This is a genomic window from Streptosporangium sp. NPDC000396, assembly GCF_042898655.1.
Lineage (GTDB): Bacteria > Actinomycetota > Actinomycetes > Streptosporangiales > Streptosporangiaceae > Streptosporangium.
The window spans coordinates 143,484-163,421 of the sequence record NZ_JBIAZA010000016.1 but is presented as its reverse complement, the minus strand read 5'-3'; the positions used below and the strand labels follow the sequence as shown (position 1 = coordinate 163,421).

The window sequence follows — 19,938 nt, the reverse complement described above, 5'->3', positions numbered from 1 at the left end:
TCTTCCGATCGCACATGAGCCGGGTTCAGCGCCGCAAACCTCACGCTGTACGCGTGATGCGCACGCTGTACGCTGACGTCCACCGGAAAGAAGAGGAGACCCACATGCCCGCCGACAAGCAGCCCATTCCCTCGGTGTGGGCCCGCCGGCGCCGATCGCGGGAGCAACCGGCGCTGAGCCAGGACCGGATCGTCTCCGAGGCCGTCCGGCTGCTGGACGAGGAGGGCATCGAGGCCCTGAGCATGCGCAGCCTCGGCACCCGGCTGGGCGCCGGGGCCACTTCGCTCTACCGGCACGTCGCCAACAAGGACGAGCTAATCGAACTGGTCGTGGATGAGGTCTACGGCGAGATACACGTGCCCGACGCCGACGACCCGGCCGCCTGGCGGGCGGCCGTCGCCCACTGCGCCCGCAGCCTGCGCTCGATGGTCCTGCGTCACCCCTGGGTCGCCTCAGTGCTCGGCCAGGTCGGGCTCATCCAGCTCGGGCCGAACGTGATGCGGCAGTCGGAGCGCATGCTCGCCCTGTTCCAGGCGGCGGGCTTCGCGCCCAGGGAGGCCGAACAAGCCATGAAGGCCCTCATCGCCTACGTCGTCGGGATGACCACCAGCGAGGCGGCATACCTGTCGCTGCTCGCCCGCAGCGGCCAGACCGAACAGGAATGGGCGGAGAGCCTGCGCACGACCGCCGAACAGGCCCTGCGGGACCACCCGCGGATGCAGGACGGGTACGCCGCACGGGGAGACGACGACCCGGGGAAGATCCGCGAGGAGGACTTCTCCTACGGCCTCGAGCGCGTCCTGGACGGCCTGGAGACCAGGAGCGGCTCCGCAGGGTGAGACGCGGGGCGCCGCCGGATCGTCACATGACGGTGCTGGAGTAGCTCAGCGCCTCGGCTTCCACGGAGGGGCGCTCACCGGCACCGGGGGCGGGCACCAGGAAGCGCGACACGCTGCGCAGCTTCTCGCAGGTCTCCTCCAGCTCGCGGTCGGGTGTGGAGTGTTCCACGATGCCCGCCCCCGCGCGCAGCCACGTACGGCCCGCCCGCCGGAACACGCTGCGCAGCACGAGGGCGGCGTCGACGGTGCCGTCGGCGTCGGCGGTCAGCACCGCCCCGCTGTAGAGCCCTCGCTCCTCCGGCTCACTCCGGTGGATCAGCTCACAGGCGGCGGCCTTCGGGATCCCGGAGGCCGTCACGGCCGGAAACAGCGCCGCCAGCGCGTCCCAGCCGCTGCGGCCGGGGGCCAGCCGTCCCGACACCTGTGAAGCCAGGTGCTGGACGCTCCCGCGCTCCTTGACGGACATGAAGTCGTCCACGCGGACGGTTCCGGGCTCGCACGTCCCGGCGAGTTCCTCACCGGCCAGCCGTACGGAGATCGCGTGCTCGAACACCTCCTTGGCGTCGCGGTAAAGCTCCTCCCGGCGCTTGCGGTCGGTGTCCGGGTCGCCGTCGAAGGCGCGCGTCCCGGCCAGCGGCTGGGTGAGCACCAGGCCGTCCGCGCTCACCCGAGTGATGATCTCGGGGCTGAATCCGGCGGCCTGCCAGCCGCCGAGCCGGAGCAGGAAGGAACGGGCCGGGGCGTTGGCACGGCGCCCGGCCAGGTAGGTGGCGGGCAGGTCGATCTCGAAGGGGACCGGCACCACCCGGGAGAGGATGACCTTGTCGAGACGGCCGGCGCCGATCTCGGTCACGGCGTCGGCCACGGCCCGGCGGTAGGAGTCTCGGCCATACGTCTCCACCTCGGCCGACACCTGCTCTCGCGCGGGCTCCCGGCCGGCCGCAGCGAGGCGGCGCTCAAGCGAGTCGAGGTCGCCGGGATCGAGAGCCCGCAGCAGCGCGGTGCCGCCGCTCAGCCGGATCTCCCTCCGCGGTATCACCAGGTGGGCCAGGGGGGTCGGAGGAAGAAGCCGGTCAAGTCCGTGAAGGGCGTAGCTCAGCTCGAACGTGGCCCAGCCGTAAGCGCGCCAGCCTCGCGGCCTGAGCCGGCCGAGCGCCCGCGCCACCGCGTCCAGCGGAGCGCCGTCGGCGGGAAAGTACTGATCGTTGCCAGGCTCGGTCAAGGTCACGCCGTCCGCCCGGACGCTCAGCGTGGCGTGCTCGCCTTCGGCCCAGGACACCTCGTCCCGGTTCTCGTACAGGACGTGGTCTTCCTCCGACGCCGCTGCCAGCGCGGCGGCCGTCGCGAGGGGATCAGTGCTCAGCACTACGCGGCGTTCGTGGTAGCCGATACCGGTCATGGCATTCCTCCTTGGTCAAGGATCATCCTAGATTAGGATTGCCTAACCTAAAATATTTTAGGTTAGGCAATCCTAATTAACTGGTCGAAGGGATCCGCTCATGACGAACGCCACGTGGAAGGCGGAGCAATACGTCACCGAGAACTCCGGGCAGTACCAGTCGGCGATGGAGGCGCTCGCACTCGCCGAAGCGCACCTGCACTCGGGAGGCCGGTTCGCCGACGTGGGATGCGGAGCCGGCGAGATCGCCGCGGCCATGGCCGAACGGCACTTCGAGGTCTGGGCCAGCGACGCCTCCGCCTCGATGGTCGAGGCCACGCGCAGGCGCTGCGCCGGTCTCACCGTGGAGGCGGAGATCCAGGACGCCCACGAACTGCGCCTTCCGGAAGCCTGGTTCGAGGTGGTGCACTCCTCCTGGATGCTCCACTGGCTCAGCGACGCGCGCCACGCCGTACGGACCATGGCCCGGGCGGCACGCCCAGGCGGGCAGGTCGTGCTGCAGTGGAGCTTCGGACAGCCGCAGGCCGCCGGGTTCCTCATGCGCACCATAATCCAGAAGGTGATGGACCGGCCCGCGTGGCGTGAGCGCCTGGCCGCCGTGCCGCTGGCGATGTTCCACCACCCGGTCGAGGTGGTCTGCGAGATCCTCAGGGAGGAGGGCCTGGAGATCGTCGTCGTGGAGAACGACGTGGACGTGCCCGGCCCCAAGGACCCCGAGTCGCTGCGGCGGGTGACGCGCACGACGGCGTTCTCCGCCCAGGCCGACGCGCTGGGCGACGACGCGGACGCGTTCATCGACGAAGCGCTGCTGGCCCTCTTCAAGACGGGCCAGACGAACGTCCACAACACGCGCGTCATCGCGCGCCGCCCGAACGAGGACGCCACCCCGGTCCGGGCCCGGGCGTTCCCGCTGTCGGTCGGCGTGCTGGAGGTCGTCTCCGCCGAACCGCTCTCCCCTCTCATGCGACGGCTCACCTTCCGCGGCGACGGACTCGACGCCCTGCCCGTCGAGGAGCCCGGCGAGATCATCACGCTGATCTGGCCGGTCCCGGGCACGACCGAGGTCGTCCTGCCCGAGGTGGGCCGGTGGCGTTTCCCCGAGCACGCGGGCCGGCAGCACACCCGCAACTTCACGGTGCGCTCCTACGACCGCGAGTCGGGCCTGCTCACCATCGACTTCTTCCTCCACGGTGATCACGGCCCGGCCGCACGCTGGGCGCGTACGGCCACGCCCGGCGACCGGGTGGGCTACGGCGGCACCCGGGTGCACTGGATCGGCGACCCGGCGGCCGACTGGACCCTGCTGGCCGGTGACGAGACCGCACTGCCCGCGATCGGCGCGATCGCCGAGTCCCTGCCGGACGGGCACCACGTCATCGCCGTCATCGAGGTGCGCGACGCCGAGGAGGAGGCCGCGCTGGCCGCTCCGGGCGTGCGGGTCCACTGGATCCACCGCGGGCAGGCCGAACCCGGGCGCGGCGAAGCCCTGGAGACGGCCGTGCGGGGCCTCACCTTCCCGCCCGGCCGGCCTCAGGTCTGGGCGGCCGGGGAGTCCCTGGTGATCCAGAGCCTGCGGCGGCACCTGCTGGAGGAGCGGAACCTGGGCCGCGACCAGGTCAGCGCGCTGGGGTACTGGAACCGTCCCCGCGATTCCCGTACCGCGCACTGACGCGTCTGGCCGGTCTCGCCCGGCGAGCGACACCGGGCGAGAGCGGTCAGGGCGCGGCACCGGACGTGACCGGATGTGGAGGGCCGGGGCGTGCCACCGGGAGAGACCGGTCAGGAGGCGCGTCCGCCCCGGCGCACCAGCGAGGCGAGATAGATCCCGCCGAGCGCGCCGGTGACCACGCCGACGGGAAGCTTCGCGCCGGGAAAGAGCTGCTGGGTCAGCGCGTCACCACCCAGCAGCAGAACCGCCCCGCAGAGCGCGGCCGGCCACAGCGCGGTGGGCGAGCCCCGGGTGATCCGGGCGGCGAGCTGCGGCGCCGCCAGCGCGATGAAGGGAATCGGCCCGGCCGCCGCGACCGCACCGGAGGCCAGGCCGACGCCGACCAGCAGGGCGGCCAGCCTGGCCCGCTCGACGTCGACACCGAGCGAACGGGCGCTGTCGTCGCCGAGCTCCAGCGCGCGCAGGCGGGGCATGAGCACGGCCAGCGCCGGCAGCGACAGGGCGACCATGACGGCCAGCGGAACGGCGTGCTCCCAGGTCCGGCCGTTCAGGGAGCCGGTGAGCCACTCGGCGGCGACGCGCACCTCGGTCCTGTCCGCCCGGGCCAGCAGGTAGTACGTGCAGGCCAGCAGCATCGCCGCCAGGCCGACCCCGACGACGACCAGCCGCTGGCCGTGCAGACCTGTCCGGTGGGCGAGCAGGTAGACGGCCAGCCCGGTCAGCAGGCCGCCCGCCACCGCCCCGGCGGCCACCGCCGCCGCCCCGGCGTCGAAGACGAGGATCTGCAGCACCGCTCCGGCCGACGCCCCGGCGGTGAAACCGATCATGTCCGGGCTGGCCAGCGGGTTGCGGCCGATGTTCTGGAACAGCATGCCGGACGCGCCGAGCGCCAGACCGGCCAGCACGGCCACCCCCACGCGCGGCAACCGTACCGACTGCACGACGTAGGTCGTGGCCATGTCGCCCTGGCCGGCCAGCGCCGCCGGCACGTCGGACAGGGCGACCCCCGGCCCGCCGACCAGGATCCCGGCCACCACCAGCAAGAACACCAGGGCCGCGAGCACGGTGACGGCGACGGCCGCCCGCGGCCTGGCCCGCACCGACCACCCCGCGACCTCCAGCCGCACCGCCCGGCCCAGCCCCGTCGGCGGGCGGGAGAGCCCTTCCCCGCCGGCGGTCACAGCGCGGCCGTCCTCGGACGGCGGGCGACGGCGATGAGGACCGGCGCGCCGACGAACGCGCACACCACGCCCACCTGGATCTCGGCGGGCCGATCGATCACCCGGCCCAGGACGTCGGAGCAGAGCAGCAGGATCGGGGCGAGGACCATCGAGTACGGCAGCACCCACCGCTGGTCCGGACCGACGATCGCCCTGGCCAGATGCGGTACGGCCAGCCCCACGAAACCGATCGGCCCGGCCGCCGCCGTCGCCGCCCCGCACAGCACCGTGATCGCCGTGATCGCGATCAGCCGCGTGCTCGCCAGGCTCACCCCCAGGGAGGTCCCGGCGCCTTCGCCGAGCACGATCGCGTTGAGCGGGCGGCCCAGCGGCAGCGCCAGCAGCAACCCGGCCAGTATCGGGACGGCGACGGCGGCGACGACACCGGACTCGCGCCCGGCCAGCGCCCCGACCGCCCAGAACCGGAACCGGTCCAGCGCGGCCGGGTCGAGCAGGATCACCCCCTGCACCGTCGCCAGCAGGCACGCCGACACCGCCGCCCCGGCCAGCACCGTCCGCACCGGCGCCGGTCCGCCGCGGCGGCGGCCGGAGCCGATGAGATGGACCGCGACGGCGGCCGTCGCCGCCCCGGCGAACGCGAACCACATCTGGCCCAGCACGGTGTCGGTGCCGAGCGCGACGAAGCCGACCACCATGGCCAGCGACGCCCCGGCGTTCACACCGAGCAGGCCGGGGTCGGCCAGCGGGTTGCGGGTGATCGCCTGCATCAGGGCGCCGGCGACCCCGAGCGCCGCCCCGGCCAGGATCCCCAGCACGGTGCGCGGCAGCCGCAGGTCGTGGATGACCGCGGCGGCGTCGGAGCCGTCGGGGCGCAGCAACAGCGTCCACACGTCGGTGAGGGCGATCGCCCGGGTGCCGACGCTGATGCTCAGCGACGCCACGAGCAGCAGGACCGCGCCCGCGACGATGATCAGGAAAACCCTCACGACACCGGTGACCGCGACCAGGCCTCGGCCCGCCGCGCCGTCAGGAAGTCGACGACGTGGGAGACGACCTCCTCCTCCTGATCCAGGAGATAGAAGTGCTCGCCGGGGAAGGTGCGGATCCCGGCGAACCTCCGCGCGACCTCCCGCCACCGATCGGCGTCGGCGACGGGAACGCCGGGATCCCGGTCGCCGAGCACCACCGACAGCGGCGTGTCGATCATCGGTTCGAGCTCGGGCAGGTAGCGGCCGACGAGGCGGAAGTCGGTGCGGAAGGCCGGCAGGACGAGCTCGCGGAAGTCGGGGTCCTCCAGCATCTCGGGCGGGGTGCCGCCCAGCTCGCGCAGGTGCTCGATGATGCGCCGGTCGTCGTAGTCCGCGGCGTCGCTGGGCCGCTCGCGCTGGAGAGCGGGACTCTGGCGCCCCGAAAGGACCAGCCCGACCGGCCGACCCGACCCGCCCGCCTCCAGGCGCCGGGTCACCTCGAAGGCGACCGAGGCGCCCATGCTGTGACCGAACAGGACCGTCGGGATCCGCAGCCGGGAAGCCAGGACGTCCGCGACGGCACCGGCCAGGGTCTCCATCTCCTCGATCGCGGGCTCCTCGAAGCGGCGCTCGCGGCCCGGGTAGGCCACGGACAGCACCTCGACGTCGGCGGAGACCCGGACGGCCCAGCCGCGGAACAGGTTGGCCGAGGCACCGGCGGGCCCGAAGCAGATGATCCGCGCGCCGGCGCCGGGGCTGGGCCGGTGGCGGCGGAGCCAGGGGGTGTCGAGGTCAGCCACGGCCGACCCCCGTCTCCCCGGCGAACCGGGCCTCCAGCTCCTCTTCCGTCATGAGCTCCACCTCCAGGAACACCTCGGCCACCAGCGTGAGGCGGTCGTCGGCCAGCCCCTCGGCCAGGCGGGCGACGGTCAGGGACTGCAGGACGTCGTGAACCGAGATCGCATCGGTGTCCAGGGCTTCGCGCAGCCGCCCGACGATCACCGTCGCCAGCACCGAGTCGCCGCCCAGCAGGAAGTAGTCGTCGTTCAGGCCGACCCGGTCGACCTCCAGCGCCTGGGCCCAGACGTGGGCGATCACCTTCTGCACCGGGGTGACCGGCTCGACATGCTCGGGGGCCTCGGCCCGCGCCGCGACCAGCGCGGTCAGCGCGCGACGGTCGACCTTGCCGTTCGCGGTGAGCGGCAGCTCGCCGACGACCACGATGCGGTCGGGCACCATGTGGGCGGGCAGGCGCTCGGCGGCGTGCGCCTTCAGCCCGTCCTCGCCGGCCTCCGGTCCGGCCACCGCGACCGCGCACAGGCGCGGCACGGTGCCCGCCGTGGCGACGAGCGCGGTCACGTGCCGCACCGCCGGGTGATCGGCCAGCGCGGCCTCGACCTCTCCCAGCTCGATCCGGAACCCGCGGATCTTGACCTGGTGGTCGGCCCGGCCCAGGAACTCGATCGTGCCGTCGGCCCGGTAGCGCGCCCGGTCTCCGGTCCGGTACCACCGCAGGCCGTCCGCCTCGACGAACCGGTCCGCCGTACGCTCGGGGTCGCCCCGGTAGCCGTCGGCCACCCCCGCACCGCCGATCCACAGCTCTCCGGCCACCCAGTCGGGGCAGTCACGGCCCTGGACGTCGACCACGCGGCAGCGGACGTTCCGCAGCGGCGTGCCGTACGGGATGCTCGTCCAGCCCGCCGGGACCCGGCCGTCCCGCACCTCGCACACCGTGGAGTGGATGGCGGTCTCGGTGGTCCCGCCCAGGCCGGCGAAGCGGCAGCCGGGCACCTGGGCGGCCAGGCGGACCGGCAGGTCCACGCCGACCCAGTCTCCGCCCAGCAGCACCACCCTCAGGGTCGAGCCCAAGCGGTCACGTTCGGCCGCGACGAGGAGCATGTCGAGCAGGCTTGGCACGCAGTTCAGGACGGTGACGGCGTGCTCGCGCACCTCGCCGACCCACGCGGCCGCGTCGCGGCGGCCGGCCTCGTCCACGGTCACCACCGCGCCACCGGACGACAGCGGCGCGAAGACGTCGAAGACCGACAGGTCGAAGTCGAGCGCGGACAGCGCCAGCGTGCGGTCGTCCGGGCCGAGCCCGAAGCGTTCGACGAGGTCGGCGACGGTGTTCGCCGCCGCGCGGTGGGAGACCTCCACGCCCTTGGGCTCGCCGGTGGAGCCGGAGGTGAACAGGACGTAGGCGACCGCGTCGGGGGCGGTGTCCTCGGGAACGGCGAGCGGCCGTTCCCAGGTCACCGCCTCCACGTAGGGAAGGTCGTCGCCGAGGACCACCCGCGTCCCGGCGCGCTCGCGAATGCGGGCGGCGCGCGCGGGCGGCTGCTCGACGCCGATCGGCACGTAGTGCCCCCCGGCCGCGAGCACGCCGAGCACCGCGACCACCTGCTCGGGGCCCTTGGGCAGCCGGATCCCGACGGGGTCGCCGGGGACGACGCCGCGTGCGCGCAGCGCGCCGGCGACGCTCAGCGCCCGCCGGGCCAGTTCCTCGTAGGTCAGCGGCGGCTGCCCCGCGCCCAGGACGGCGGGTGCCTGCGGGGTGCTCGCGGCCTGCGCGAAGAAGGACCGGTGCAGCGCCCGCTCGGGCAGCGGCCCGTCGGTGGCGTTGGCGCGCTCGCGGACGGCGAGCTGCCCGGCGGGCAACAGCGGCCCGACCTCGGCGTCCCAGGCGGCCCCGTCGGCGAGCCGGTCGATCAGCGAGCCGAACGCGGCGAACATGGCGTCGGCGACCCCGTCGGGGAAGGCGTCGGCGCGCACGTCCCAGTTGGTCAGCAACCCGTCGTGCAGCTCGGTCACCTGGGCGTCGAGGATCACCTGGGGTCCCTGGGAGACGATCCAGACGGGCTCGCCGAGGCAGTTCTCCACGTTCGCGCCGAACAGCTCGCCGAGGTCGAGGGCGCTGGTGAACACCACCGGCGCCAGCACCTGCGCGCCCTGGTCACGCGAGAGGTCGCGCAGCACCTCCAGCCCGGAGTAGGAGGAGTGGGCCGCGGCCTCGTGCATGCGCCGCTGAACCTCGGCCGCGCGCTCGGCGAACGTGAGCCGCTCGCTCAGGTCCACGTCCAGCATGATCGAACCGGTGAAGTCGCCGACGACGCCGTCGACGTCGGGGTGGAGCGGGCGGCGGTCGAACAGCGGCACGTTGAGCAGGAAGCGCGGCTGCCCGCTCCACGCGCCGATGACCTCCGCGAAGGCCGTGGCGACGGCGACGGCCGGGGTGACCGCGTGCGCGCGGGCCCGCGCCGTCAGCCGGGCTCGCCGTTCGGGCGAGAGCCAGCCGTGCAGGCGGGTGACGCGGTTGGGGTCGCCGCGCTCGGCCTCGGGCCGGACCGGGAGAGCGGGCGCGCCGGGCAGCTCGGCCAGGCGCTCGCGCCACCAGCGCACATCGGACTCCGCCGGCGGCTGAAGGCGGCGTTCGGCCAGGTAGCTCGCGTAGTCGTAGCCCAGGTCGGGCAGCGGCTCGGCCGGGCGCTCGTACAGGTGCACGAGGTCGGCCAGGAGGATCCGGTAGCTGCGGGCGTCGGCCGCGAGCATGTCCACGTCCACGTGCACCCGGGTCCGGCCTTCGGGCAGCAGGGTCACCCGCACGTCGAACATCTGCCCGGCCTCGACGTCGAGCAGCCGGTGGGAGAGCCGGTCCCGCAGCGCGGTGAGTCGTCCCTCGATCTCCTCTGCCGGGGTGTCCCGCAGGTCGAGGACCTCGAGGTCGGTGCCGCGCGTCCACGGTTCGATCACCTGGCGGCCGTCGTCGAGGATCCGTGCGCGGAGCATCGGGTGGCGCTCGGCCAGCGCGGCGACCGCGACGCCCAGCCGCCCGGGGTCGACGCCGTGTCCGTCGAACTCGGTGTAGAGGTGCGCGGCGACCGCGCCGAGGGTCTGTCCTCCACCCCGTCCGACCCAGTAGGCATGCTGCATCAGGGCGAGGGGGAAGGGCTCGCCCTGTGCAGGTACGGCGGCCGCGGTGCCGGAGCGGTCCGTCCCGACCGGCGCGGAGGCGGCTTGTTCGGACACGGCATGCTCGGAGGTCCCGGCGAGACCGGCGATCAGCTCGGCCCACTGGGCCAGCGTGGGCCGGCGCGCCAGGTCGGCGAAGCCGACGTCCAGGCCCGCCCGGCGGCAGCGGTCGGCGATCCGCATGAACCGGATGGAGTCCAGCCCCAGAGTGATCAGGTCGTCGTGGTCACCCGGCGGCGTCGCCCCGGGCCCGAGCAGGTCGGTGGCCACACGCCGGAGGTCGTCGATCGTGATCATGGAATGCGTTGTCCTTCGCTTCGGAGGTCGTCGGCTTGGGCTGTGTCCCTGGCTGTGTCCCCTGGATCTCCTGCCTGCCGCGGTCGCTCGGGGCCTGTCGTGCCCCGGGCGCCGGTCAGGGCGGCCAGGGCCGCCGGGGTCGTGTGCGCGAACAGGTCGCGGACGCCGAACTCGATGCCCGCCTCGCGGGCGCCGCGCATCAGCCGCACCGCGGCCAGGCTGTCACCGCCCAGCTCGAAGAAGTCGTCCTCGGCGCCGATGCCGGTGATCCCGAGCACCTCGCCGAAGACCGCGCACAGACGCTTCTCGGCGTCGGTTCGGGGCGGGCGCCCGCCCGGCCCGGCGGTGTGGACCGGGGCCGGCAGGGCACGGCGGTCCAGCTTGCCGTTGGGCATCAGGGGCAGCGCGCCGATCACGACCACCGCGCCGGGCACCATGTGGTCGGGAAGCTCCTCGGCGACCCGGCGGCGGAGCCCGGCCGGATCGACCTCGTCCGGCGCCGCCACCACGTAGCCGACCAGCCGCCGGTCCCCCGGGCGGTCCTCGCGCACGGTGACCGCGACCTGGCGGTCACCGGCCGCGCGGCGCAGCGCCGCCTCGACCTCTCCGGGTTCGATCCGGAACCCGCGGATCTTGACCTGGTCGTCGGCCCGGCCCAGGAACTCCAGCGCCCCGTCGGCCCGCCAGCGCACCAGGTCTCCGGTCCGGTAGGTGCGCGAGCCGGGCGGGCCGAAGGGGTCGGGCACGAATCGTTCGGCGGTCAGCCCCGGGCGCCCGAGATAGCCTCGGGCCAGGCCCTCCCCCGCGACGTAGAGCTCGCCGGGAACCCCGGGAGGGACCGGCCGGAGCGCCGCGTCGAGCACTGCGACCCGGGCCCCGGCGACCGGATGCCCCACCGCGGGCCCCTCCCCCGGCCGCACCCGGGCGACGAGGGAGTCGACCGTCGCCTCGGTCGGGCCGTACAGGTTGAAGGCGGCCACCCCCGCAAGGCCGGCCAGCCGCTCCCACAGCGCCGGCGAGACCGCCTCGCCGCCGAAGCCCAGCACCGCGGGCAGCGGCCCGCCGTCGGCCTCCAGCCAGCGCAGCGTCTCCTCCAGGAGGGAGGGGGTGAGTTCGATGAAGTCCAGCCCCCGCTCGCGGATCGCCGCCGCCAGGGTGCGGGGATCGGCATAGGTCTCGTACGGCAGGACGTGCAGGGCGTGCCCGTCCAGCAGCCACAGCTGCGGCTGCCAGGACGCGTCGAAGGAGAACGACCAGGCATGGCCCACCCGCAGCCGCTCGCGCCCGGTGCGTTCGCGCGCGAGGCGGTGAAGCTCCTCCCGGTGGCTGTGGAAGAGGTTCACCAGCCCCGTGTGCGGCACCACGACGCCCTTGGGCCGCCCGGTGGAGCCGGAGGTGTAGATGACGAACGCCGGGTGGTGCGGGCTCAGCGGCGCGGTCCGCTCGGCGTCGGTGAGATCGTGACCGGGCAGGCCGTTCAGGCGCGCCCGCACCGCGGGGTCGTCGAGTTCGATCCCGGACCTCGGCAGCTCGACCCCGGCGCGGGTCAGCAGCACCGCGGGCCGGGCGTCGTCCAGGACGTGCGCGAGATGTTCCAGCGGATAGTCGGGGTCGAGCGGGACGTAGGCGCCACCGGCCTTGAGCACCGCGAGAATCGCCACCATGACGTCGAGCGAGCGGGGCAGCGCGATGCCGACCGGCGTCTCGGGCCCGACGCCCTCGGCCACCAGCAGCCGGGCCAGCCGATTGGCGCGGGCGTTCAGCTCGGCGAAGGTGAGCTCCTCCCCCTCGAAGACCAGGGCCGGGCTGTCCCCCGACCGCGCCGCCTGCTCCTCGAAGAGCGCCGTGACCGTGGACGGCGCGACCGGGCGGCTCCGGTCGGCCCACGCGCCGAGCACCAGCGGGCGTTCCTCGTCCAGCAGGATGTCCAGCTCGGGCAACCGCGCCTCGGGGTTGTCCACCACCTGGGCGAAGAGGTGCTCCAGCCGCCGCATGAGCCGTACCACCGTCTCCTCGCGGAACAGGGAGGTGCGGTAGGTGGCCTCGATGCTGAGCCCGGACTCCAGCAGGAACGCCTCGAAGGACAGGTCCAGCTGGGCGGTGCCGTTGTGGAAGGTCTCCCATGTCACCTCCAGCCCTGGCAGGTCGGGTCCGTCCATGCCCTGGGTGAGGAAGACGATCGTGACGTCGAACAGCGGGCTGCGGTCCAGCCTGCGCTCCACCCCCAGCTCGTCCAGCAGCAGGTCGAACGGGACGTCCTGGTTGGCGTAGGCCTCGCCGCAGACCGCCCGGACCCGGCCCAGGAGCTCGCGGAAGGAGGGCCGGCGGCTCAGGTCGACCCGGAGCGCGAGGGTGTTGCCGAGGTTGCCGATCAGCCGTGTGAGGTCGGCGTGGTCGCGGTTGAGCGTCGGCGTGCCGATCGCGACCTCCTGCGACTGGGTGTAGCGGCCGAGCAGCGCGGCCAGGCCCGCGACCAGCGCCATGAACGGCGTCGCGTGCTCCCGGGCGGCGAGGGCGGTGAGCCGCCGGGTGAGCTCGGGATCCACGTGGTGGGTGTGCCGGCCCCCTTCGCCGCTCGCGACGGCGGTCCGCTCGAAGTCGGTCGGCAGGTCGATGCGGGCCGGCGGCGGGGTCAGCCGCGTCCGCCAGTGTTCCAGCTGGGTCCGGTCGGGGGTGTTCTCCCAGCGGGCGCGGTGCCAGGCGGCGAAGTCGGCGTACTGCACGGCCAGGGCGGGCAGCGAGTCGTCCCGCCCGGCCAGGACGTCGCGGTAGGCGGCGTCGAGTTCCCTGGACAGGACGCCGAAGGTCATCCCGTCCCAGGCGATGTGCTGGACGACCATGACCAGGACGTGCCGGTCCGCCGCGAGCCGTACGAGCACCAGGCGCAGGGGGCTGTCGGCGGTCAGGTCGAAGGGGTCGCGCCCCGCCTGCCGGGCCAGCCGCGCGAGGGCCGCCTCCCGCTCCTCCTCGGCCAGGCCGCTCAGGTCGGCCTCCGACCACGACGGCGGCAGGTGCTCCAGCACGTTCTGGTACGGCGCGCCGGTGCCGTCGACCAGGTAGACCGTGCGCAGCGCCTCCTGCCGCCCGGCCACCCGTTCGAAGGCGCGCCGCAGCACGGCGGGGTCGAGCGCGCCGGTCAGCCGCAGCATGATGCAGACGTTGAACGCCGCACCCTTGGGGTCCACCTGGTGGATGAACCACATGCGCTGCTGGGCGTAGGACAACGGCACGGCCGTCCCGCCGGGCCGGGCCGGGATGCCCTCGCGGCCTCCCTGCCGCGCGGCGATGCCGCGCTCGTCGAGCAGGCGGCGCAGCAGCGCGCGCCGCCGTTCGTCCCGGCTCGCCGTACCGCCCGGGGTCATGCCAGGGCCTTGTCGAGCTTGGGGAGGAACTGGTCGACGGCCCAGGAGACGTTGAGCACGCCGGGCGCGATGAGCGCGAAGGCCAGGGAGGTGTCCACGGTGACGTAGCGCCCCTCCCTGACCGCCGGGATCTTGGAGAAGACGGCGTTGGACTCGAAGGTCTTCTGCGCCTCGGGCGAGGGGAAGAACATCACGACCAGGTCGGCGTCGATCAGGTCCAGGCGTTCGGCGCTGACCTCGCGCTTGGCGCCGAGCGCCTGGACCTTCGGCGACAGCTTCAGGCCGAAGGAGGAGAACATCCGCGCCGAAGACTCGTTGGGGTCGGTGACGGTCGGGATCTGCGCCAGGGTGGCGCCCTGGGTGAAGGTGAAGGTCCTGCCCTGCCACGCCGGGTGGTCGGCGCGGATCTTCGCGAACCGGTCCTCGACCTCCTTGATCGCGGCCGCGGCCCTGTCCTCGGCGCCCAGCGCCTTGCCGATCAGCGTGGTCTGCTGCTGCCAGGTGTCCTGGAAGGGGGCGGCGCCCTCGTAGGTGACGACCGGTGCGACCTTGGAGAGCTTCTCGAAGTCGTCGCCGATGGCGCGGTGCATGCCGGCGAGGATCAGGTCGGGTTTGAGGGCGAGGATCTGCTCGACGTCCACGACGTTGGGCTCGATCAGCGTGGGGGTGCGGCCCTGGAGTTTCGCGGCGACCCAGGGCTCGACCCCGCCCGGCCGGCCCGGCGACTTGGGCATGCCGACCGGTACCACGCCGCAGGCCAGGGCGGCGTCGGCGGTTCCGGTCGGGAAACCGACGGTGACCACGCGCTCGGGACGCCTGGGGATGGTGATCGCGCCCAGCTTGGTGGTGACGGTCCTGGGGAAGCCGGAGGAGGCCGCGCCCGCGCCCGCCGCCGTGACCGGGGCCCCTGCGGCGCTTCCGCCGCATCCGGCGAGGACGAAACCCGCTCCGAGGGCCGCCCCTCCCAGCAGGAATCTCCGCCGGTCGAGTGGGGGAACGGAGAGCGGGGACCTGGGCATGTGAAACCTCCGGCGAAACGGGGGACACGGAAAGTTTGGCAAGGCTTGCCTAATTAAATGTTGGTTAGGCTAACCTAATCAATATCATTTCGGTGCGCCACTCCGGGCATCACCATCTCTCGCCTTCCGCCCCCTCCTCTCGCCTTCCGCCCCCACGACTGGAGTCGCGATGACGTCAGCCGCCCCTGAACCGCTGCCCTCGGGGCTCACCCCATGGCCCGCCGAGACCGCCGCCCGCTACCGGGCGAAGGGCCATTGGGACGGCCGGACGCTCGGCGCCCTGCTCCGCGGGTGGGCCGCCGAGCACGGCGACCGCCTCGCGCTCGTCTCCGGCGCCGAGAGGCTGTCCTACCGCGAACTCGACCGCGCGGCCGACCGGATGGCCGCCGGCCTGCGCGATCTGGGAATCGGCGCGGGTGACCGCGTCCTGGTGCAGCTGCCGAACGTCGGCGCGTTCGTCGTCCTGCTCTTCGCCCTGGCCCGCGCCGGGGCGGTCCCCGTGCTCACCCTGCCGGCGCACCGGATCACCGAGATCGGACACCTGGCCCGCCTGTCGGAGGCCGTCGCCTACGTCATCCCCGACGAGCACGCCGGCTTCGACTACCGGGACCTGGCCACCACGCTGCTGGACCAGGCGCCTTCCCTCCGCCACGTCCTGGTGGCCGGAGAGCCGGGGCCGTTCACCCGCCTCGCCGACATCGACGCCGAGCCGCGCCCGCTGCCCGAGCCGGACGCCGCCGACGTCGCGCTCCTGCTGGTGTCGGGCGGCACCACCGGGGTGCCCAAGCTGATCCCCCGCACCCATCAGGACTACGGCTACAACGCCCGCGCCAGCGCCGAGGTGTGCGATCTGTCGGCCGGCTCGGTGTATCTCGCCTGCCTCCCGGTCGCGCACAACTTCACCCTGGCCTGCCCGGGGGTGCTGGGCACCCTCGGCGCCGGCGGCACCGTGGTGCTGTCGCCCTCCCCCGCCTCCAGCGACGCCTTCCCGCTCATCGAGGCCGAGCGCGTCACGGTCACCGCGCTCGTGCCGCCGCTCGTCCCGCTGTGGATCGAGGCGGCGGAGTGGGATCCGGCCGACCTGTCCAGCCTCCGGCTGCTCCAGGCCGGCGGCTCCAAGCTCTCCGCCGACCTCGCCCGCGCCGTCCCCGGCGCTCTGGGCTGCGCGGTCCAGCAGGTGTTCGGCATGGCCGAGGGCCTGCTGAACTACACCCGGTCCGACGACGACCCCGAGACCGTCGCCGTCACGCAGGGACGCCCGCTGTCGGAGGACGACGAACTGCGGATCGTGGACGGCGACGGCCGCGACGTCGCCCCGGGCGAAGTCGGCGAACTGCTGGTGCGCGGCCCCTACACCCTGCGCGGCTACTACCGCGCCGCCGAGCACAACGCCACCGCGTTCACCCCCGACGGCTACTACTGCTCGGGCGACCTGGTCCGCGCGCTCCCGTCGGGACATCTGATCGTGGAGGGCCGCGTCAAGGACACCATCGACCGGGGCGGGGAGAGCATCTCGGCCGAGGAGGTCGAGTCCCACCTGCTCGCCCACCCCGCCGTCCGGCGCGGCGCGGCCGTCGGCCTGCCCGACACCGGCCACGGCGAGCAGCTGTGCGCGGTCGTCGTTCCCGGCGGGACGCCGCCCACGCTCCAGGAGCTGCGGGCCTTCATGATGGCCCGCGGCCTGGCCGCCTTCAAGCTGCCCGACCGCGTCGAGACGGTCGAGGACCTCCCCGTCACCGCCGTCGGAAAGATCGACAAACGCGCGCTCGTGCGACTGGTCATCGACCGCTCCCCGGCATGACCGGGCAGCGGCACTCAATCGTCATCGAGGAAGGGAACGGTGTGGCAGCCCCGGACAGCGAGATCCTGGATCTGATCGGAGTCGGTTTCGGCCCCTCCAACCTCGCGTTGGCGATCGCCCTGGACGATCACAACAGGAGTGCGGCACGCGGGACCGCACTCGACGCGCGGTTCGCCGAGAGCCAGGCGCGCTTCGGCTGGCACCGCGGCATGCTCATCGAAGGCGCCACCATGCAGGTCTCCTTCCTGAAGGACCTGGCGACGATGCGCAATCCGGCCAGCGAGTACGGCTTCCTGTCCTACCTGCACGCCCGGGACCGGCTGGCCGACTTCATCAACCACAAGACGATGTTCCCGACCAGGATCGAGTTCCACGACTACCTGGAGTGGGCCGCGGACCAGTTCGCCCACCAGGTCTCCTACGGCACGCACGTGCGCACCCTGCGGCCGGTCAGGCGGCCCGGGCGCGACGGCGACATCGTCGCGGTGGACGTGGTCGCCTCCGACGGGCGTCTCGCCGGGCGCGCCCGCAACGTGGTGCTGGGCCTGGGTCTGCAACCGCATCTGCCCGAAGGGGTGCACGTCTCCGAGCGTGTCTGGCACAACCGGGACCTGCTGACCCGCCTGCCGACCCTGCCCGAGCTGAAACACCGCAGGTTCGTGGTGGTCGGCGCGGGCCAGAGCGCGGCCGAGGTCGCCGAGCACCTGCACAGCAGATACCCGCGGGCCGAGGTCTGCGCGGTCTTCGGCCGGTACGGCTACAGCCCCGCCGACGACAGCTCCTTCGCCAACCGGATCTTCGACCCCTCGGCCGTCGACGACTTCTACGACTCCCCGGAGCCGGTGAAGGAGGCACTGCTCACCTACCACGGCAACACCAACTACGCGGTGGTCGACACCGACCTGATCGACGAGCTCTACCGGCGCTCCTACCAGGAGAAGGTCCGCGGCGAGGAGCGGCTGCGGATCCTGAACACCTCCCGGGTGACCGCGCTCGACCGGATCCGCGACGGCGTGCGGGTCCGGGTCGAACACCTGACCTCGGGCCGGGAGACCTCGATGGAGTGCGACGCGCTGATCTTCGCGACCGGTTACCGCCCCGCCGACCCGCGGCCGATGCTCGGCGAGCTGGCCGACCTGTGTCTCACCGACGAGCGGGGAAGGGCGGTGGTGGGCCGCGACTACCGGCTGGTCACCGCGCCCGCCGTACGCTGCGGGATCTACCTGCAGGGCGGGACCGAGCACACCCACGGGCTGTCGTCCTCGCTGCTGTCCAACGCGGCCGTCCGCGCGGGCGAGATCGTACGGTCCGTACTGGGTCACCGCCCCTCCGCGACCCACCTCAACGGCCGACAGGAGGCCGCCACCTCGTCACGCTGACAGCGCGGGAACGGCCCGCCGTACGGCCCGCGCCCGCTCCGGCGTGGGGTCGTGCGGCCGCATCTGGCCCTGCGAGCGACTCTGAGGGACATTAGGCACATTCCCGCGCAAGGAGTTGAGAATGATGGCCACCCCTGCGCAAGTCGGAATCGTAAGCACGGGGGCTGCCTGATCGGGGTCAGCGAAGTGCCTGAGCGACGCGCTGCCGCAGGGCTTGATCGTTGATGCTGTCGGCGTCGCGCCAGGCGGCGTCAGTGACCTCTTCGGTCTGGAGTTGGCCGACATCGGTGGCGGCGCGGAAGAGGAACCGGAAGTCGAAGTGCTGGTGGTCCGGCTCGCCTTTGGCGTCGTTAGCAGGAATGAGGTGGACGTCGATGTGGATGGGATGGTCGCCGACTGGGGTCCCGACACTCAGGCCATCTTGGACACCGCGCTGGCCCGCGCAGACGCCGCAGTACATCTGCGGTTCGAGACGAACCTGTCGGAGTCCGGACGCCCCGCGACCGGTCCGGGCCGACGGGTGACGGTCGTCGGCCCCCGTGCCTGGGAGTATGAGTCGTGGACCGACGACCTGGACCGGGTCGTCGTGGCGCTGTCGCGCCAGAACTTCGTCTTCGCCGGCACCCTGCTGAACCAGTGGCTGGCCCGCTTCAAGCCGCTGGAGTTGGACGACAAGGGCCTGTATCTGTTCGCCCGCTCCACCGCCCTGCTCGGCGACCTTCAACGCGACCAAGGCTCCGTAATCGGGCCGTTGTCCGCCCAGCATTCCTATGCCAGTGCCCGCTCAGTATTCACCCAGCTCGACATCCCCCGCCGCATCGCCCAGCTAGACCTGTCCCTCGCGGTGGTGGCCGAGATGTCCGGCAAGCTGGAGATCGCCGCGCGCCAATATGAGGCTCTGGCCATCGATGACCGGCTTTCTTGCCGCGACCGCGCCAGAGCCCGCCTGTGGGTGGGAACCGCGCTGAGCAAGGACGGCAACCACGACTATGCCGCCCGCGTCATGCTCCTTGCGACCCGTGACTTCGAGGAACTGGCCGAACCTGACGACTGGTCGGTCGCCCAGCAAAAACTCGCCCTCGCCCACCGTGGCGCCGGTGACCTGAGCAAGGCCCTGCACTTCATCGATATCGCCCGCAGCACTGCGGTGACCGACTCGCCGATGCAGCGCGTGCGTCTGGACACCGCCCATGGCCACATCCTGCTGTCCGACCGAGCCACCGTGGATGATGGGCTGAGTGTCCTCGACCACGCCGCGAAGATGGCCGCCAAATATGGCCTGAGTCACCAACTGCGCAGCATCGAGAGCATCAAAGCCATGAGCGAGGGGGCACCCGGCCCTCGGCGACGGTGACCAGGGAGACAAGCACGTGATGAACAACCAGCAGGTCATCACCGAAGATCAACGGCAGCAAGCTGAGCTGATCTGGGACTACCACCAGATGCACCATGATGTGCGACCGGTCGACGTCGCGATCGGACTCGGCAGTCACGATCTCGGGGTCGCCGCTTTTTCCGCCGAGTTGTATCGCGCCGGACTTTTTCCCGTCTTGGTGTTCACCGGGGGCAACAGTCCCACCACCGCTGCCCGCTTCCCGCGCGGCGAAGCCGTGCACTTTCGCGAGCATGCTCTCGAACTCGGCGTCCCGGACTCGGCGATCCTGCTGGAGCCCAACGCGGGCAACACCGGCCAGAACATCACCTTCTCCCGCGAGGTCCTGGCCTCGGCCGGGATCGCTCCCACCACGGTGATGCTGATCTCCAAACCGTATATGGAGCGACGCTCGTTTGCCACCGCCCGCAAACTGTGGCCCGAGGTCGAGGTGATTTGCGCGTCAGAACCGCTGGGGTTCGACGACTACCTCAAGAGCATCGGCGACGACAGGCTCGTTCTCGACATGCTCGTCGGAGACCTGCAGCGGGTGATCGATTATCCCAAGCTTGGATTCGCCGTCGCTCAGGATGTCCCGAAGGACGTGCATGCCGCCTATGAATCTCTCCTCGCCGCCGGATTCACCAGCCGTCTGCTCAAGCCCTGATCTGCCCCGCCTCGTC

The 19,938-nt window shown here is 72.6% G+C and carries 13 protein-coding genes; 6 read left to right on the top strand and 7 right to left on the bottom strand.

The features are described from left to right. Window positions 1–56: 56 nt before the first annotated feature. On the top strand, window positions 57–839 hold the full coding sequence (locus ACFY2X_RS25885) for a TetR/AcrR family transcriptional regulator (RefSeq protein ID WP_389942400.1): 783 nt from the start codon (window positions 57–59) through the stop codon (window positions 837–839). A gap of 22 nt (window positions 840–861) precedes the next feature. Here the strand turns inward: ACFY2X_RS25885 and ACFY2X_RS25880 are convergent, their stop codons facing one another. Beyond that, complete coding sequence (locus tag ACFY2X_RS25880; protein WP_389942193.1) at window positions 862–2,238, bottom strand: salicylate synthase; 1,377 nt, start codon at window positions 2,236–2,238, stop codon at window positions 862–864. Window positions 2,239–2,338: 100 nt separating this feature from the next. On the opposite strand from ACFY2X_RS25880, the gene ACFY2X_RS25875 reads away from it, so the two are divergent. Continuing rightward, the gene (locus tag ACFY2X_RS25875) at window positions 2,339–3,907 is read left to right on the top strand and encodes an SIP domain-containing protein (RefSeq protein ID WP_389942190.1); all 1,569 of its coding nucleotides are present in this window, start codon (window positions 2,339–2,341) and stop codon (window positions 3,905–3,907) included. A 110-nt stretch (window positions 3,908–4,017) separates the two neighbouring features. On the opposite strand, the gene ACFY2X_RS25870 is transcribed toward ACFY2X_RS25875, so the two are convergent. From ACFY2X_RS25870 to ACFY2X_RS25845, 6 genes are read right to left on the bottom strand one after another with little or no spacing between them, the layout of a single operon-like run. Further along, the gene (locus ACFY2X_RS25870) at window positions 4,018–5,088 is read right to left on the bottom strand and encodes a FecCD family ABC transporter permease (RefSeq protein ID WP_389942187.1); all 1,071 of its coding nucleotides are present in this window, start codon (window positions 5,086–5,088) and stop codon (window positions 4,018–4,020) included. Continuing rightward, on the bottom strand, window positions 5,085–6,074 hold the full coding sequence (locus tag ACFY2X_RS25865; RefSeq protein WP_389942184.1) for a FecCD family ABC transporter permease: 990 nt from the start codon (window positions 6,072–6,074) through the stop codon (window positions 5,085–5,087). The genes ACFY2X_RS25870 and ACFY2X_RS25865 overlap by 4 nt, the downstream gene beginning before the upstream one ends. After that, window positions 6,071–6,856, bottom strand: a complete 786-nt coding sequence (locus tag ACFY2X_RS25860) for a thioesterase II family protein (protein WP_389942181.1) — start codon at window positions 6,854–6,856, stop codon at window positions 6,071–6,073. Before ACFY2X_RS25860 ends, ACFY2X_RS25865 begins: the two co-directional genes overlap by 4 nt. After that, window positions 6,849–10,322: an amino acid adenylation domain-containing protein gene (locus ACFY2X_RS25855; protein WP_389942178.1), complete on the bottom strand. Its 3,474-nt coding sequence runs from the start codon at window positions 10,320–10,322 to the stop codon at window positions 6,849–6,851. The genes ACFY2X_RS25860 and ACFY2X_RS25855 overlap by 8 nt, the downstream gene beginning before the upstream one ends. Further along, on the bottom strand, window positions 10,319–13,684 hold the full coding sequence (locus ACFY2X_RS25850) for an amino acid adenylation domain-containing protein (RefSeq protein ID WP_389942175.1): 3,366 nt from the start codon (window positions 13,682–13,684) through the stop codon (window positions 10,319–10,321). Before ACFY2X_RS25850 ends, ACFY2X_RS25855 begins: the two co-directional genes overlap by 4 nt. Continuing rightward, window positions 13,681–14,703, bottom strand: a complete 1,023-nt coding sequence (locus tag ACFY2X_RS25845; protein WP_389942172.1) for an iron-siderophore ABC transporter substrate-binding protein — start codon at window positions 14,701–14,703, stop codon at window positions 13,681–13,683. The genes ACFY2X_RS25850 and ACFY2X_RS25845 overlap by 4 nt, the downstream gene beginning before the upstream one ends. A 169-nt stretch (window positions 14,704–14,872) precedes the next feature. On the opposite strand from ACFY2X_RS25845, the gene ACFY2X_RS25840 reads away from it, so the two are divergent. From ACFY2X_RS25840 to ACFY2X_RS25825, 4 genes are all read left to right on the top strand, one after another. Further along, window positions 14,873–16,504, top strand: coding sequence for a (2,3-dihydroxybenzoyl)adenylate synthase (locus tag ACFY2X_RS25840; RefSeq protein ID WP_389942169.1), 1,632 nt, complete (start codon window positions 14,873–14,875; stop codon window positions 16,502–16,504). Between the two features lie 41 nt (window positions 16,505–16,545). Next, window positions 16,546–17,883, top strand: coding sequence for a lysine N(6)-hydroxylase/L-ornithine N(5)-oxygenase family protein (locus tag ACFY2X_RS25835; protein ID WP_389942166.1), 1,338 nt, complete (start codon window positions 16,546–16,548; stop codon window positions 17,881–17,883). A 274-nt stretch (window positions 17,884–18,157) separates the two neighbouring features. Beyond that, the gene (locus ACFY2X_RS25830) at window positions 18,158–19,237 is read left to right on the top strand and encodes a hypothetical protein (RefSeq protein ID WP_389942163.1); all 1,080 of its coding nucleotides are present in this window, start codon (window positions 18,158–18,160) and stop codon (window positions 19,235–19,237) included. Window positions 19,238–19,256: 19 nt separating this feature from the next. Further along, on the top strand, window positions 19,257–19,922 hold the full coding sequence (locus tag ACFY2X_RS25825) for a YdcF family protein (RefSeq protein WP_389942160.1): 666 nt from the start codon (window positions 19,257–19,259) through the stop codon (window positions 19,920–19,922). The last annotated feature ends 16 nt before the right edge of the window (window positions 19,923–19,938 follow it).

Excerpts from the sequence above, each read along its gene's own strand:
- ACFY2X_RS25885 (WP_389942400.1), top strand. The coding sequence starts at position 57 with ATGCGCACGCTGTACGCTGACGTCCACCGGAAAGAAGAGGAGACCCAC.
- ACFY2X_RS25880 (WP_389942193.1), bottom strand. The coding sequence starts at position 2,238 with ATGACCGGTATCGGCTACCACGAACGCCGCGTAGTGCTGAGCACTGAT.
- ACFY2X_RS25875 (WP_389942190.1), top strand. The coding sequence starts at position 2,339 with ATGACGAACGCCACGTGGAAGGCGGAGCAATACGTCACCGAGAACTCC.
- ACFY2X_RS25855 (WP_389942178.1), bottom strand. The coding sequence starts at position 10,322 with ATGATCACGATCGACGACCTCCGGCGTGTGGCCACCGACCTGCTCGGG.
- ACFY2X_RS25850 (WP_389942175.1), bottom strand. The coding sequence starts at position 13,684 with ATGACCCCGGGCGGTACGGCGAGCCGGGACGAACGGCGGCGCGCGCTG.
- ACFY2X_RS25845 (WP_389942172.1), bottom strand. The coding sequence starts at position 14,703 with ATGCCCAGGTCCCCGCTCTCCGTTCCCCCACTCGACCGGCGGAGATTC.
- ACFY2X_RS25840 (WP_389942169.1), top strand. The coding sequence starts at position 14,873 with ATGACGTCAGCCGCCCCTGAACCGCTGCCCTCGGGGCTCACCCCATGG.
- ACFY2X_RS25825 (WP_389942160.1), top strand. The coding sequence starts at position 19,257 with ATGAACAACCAGCAGGTCATCACCGAAGATCAACGGCAGCAAGCTGAG.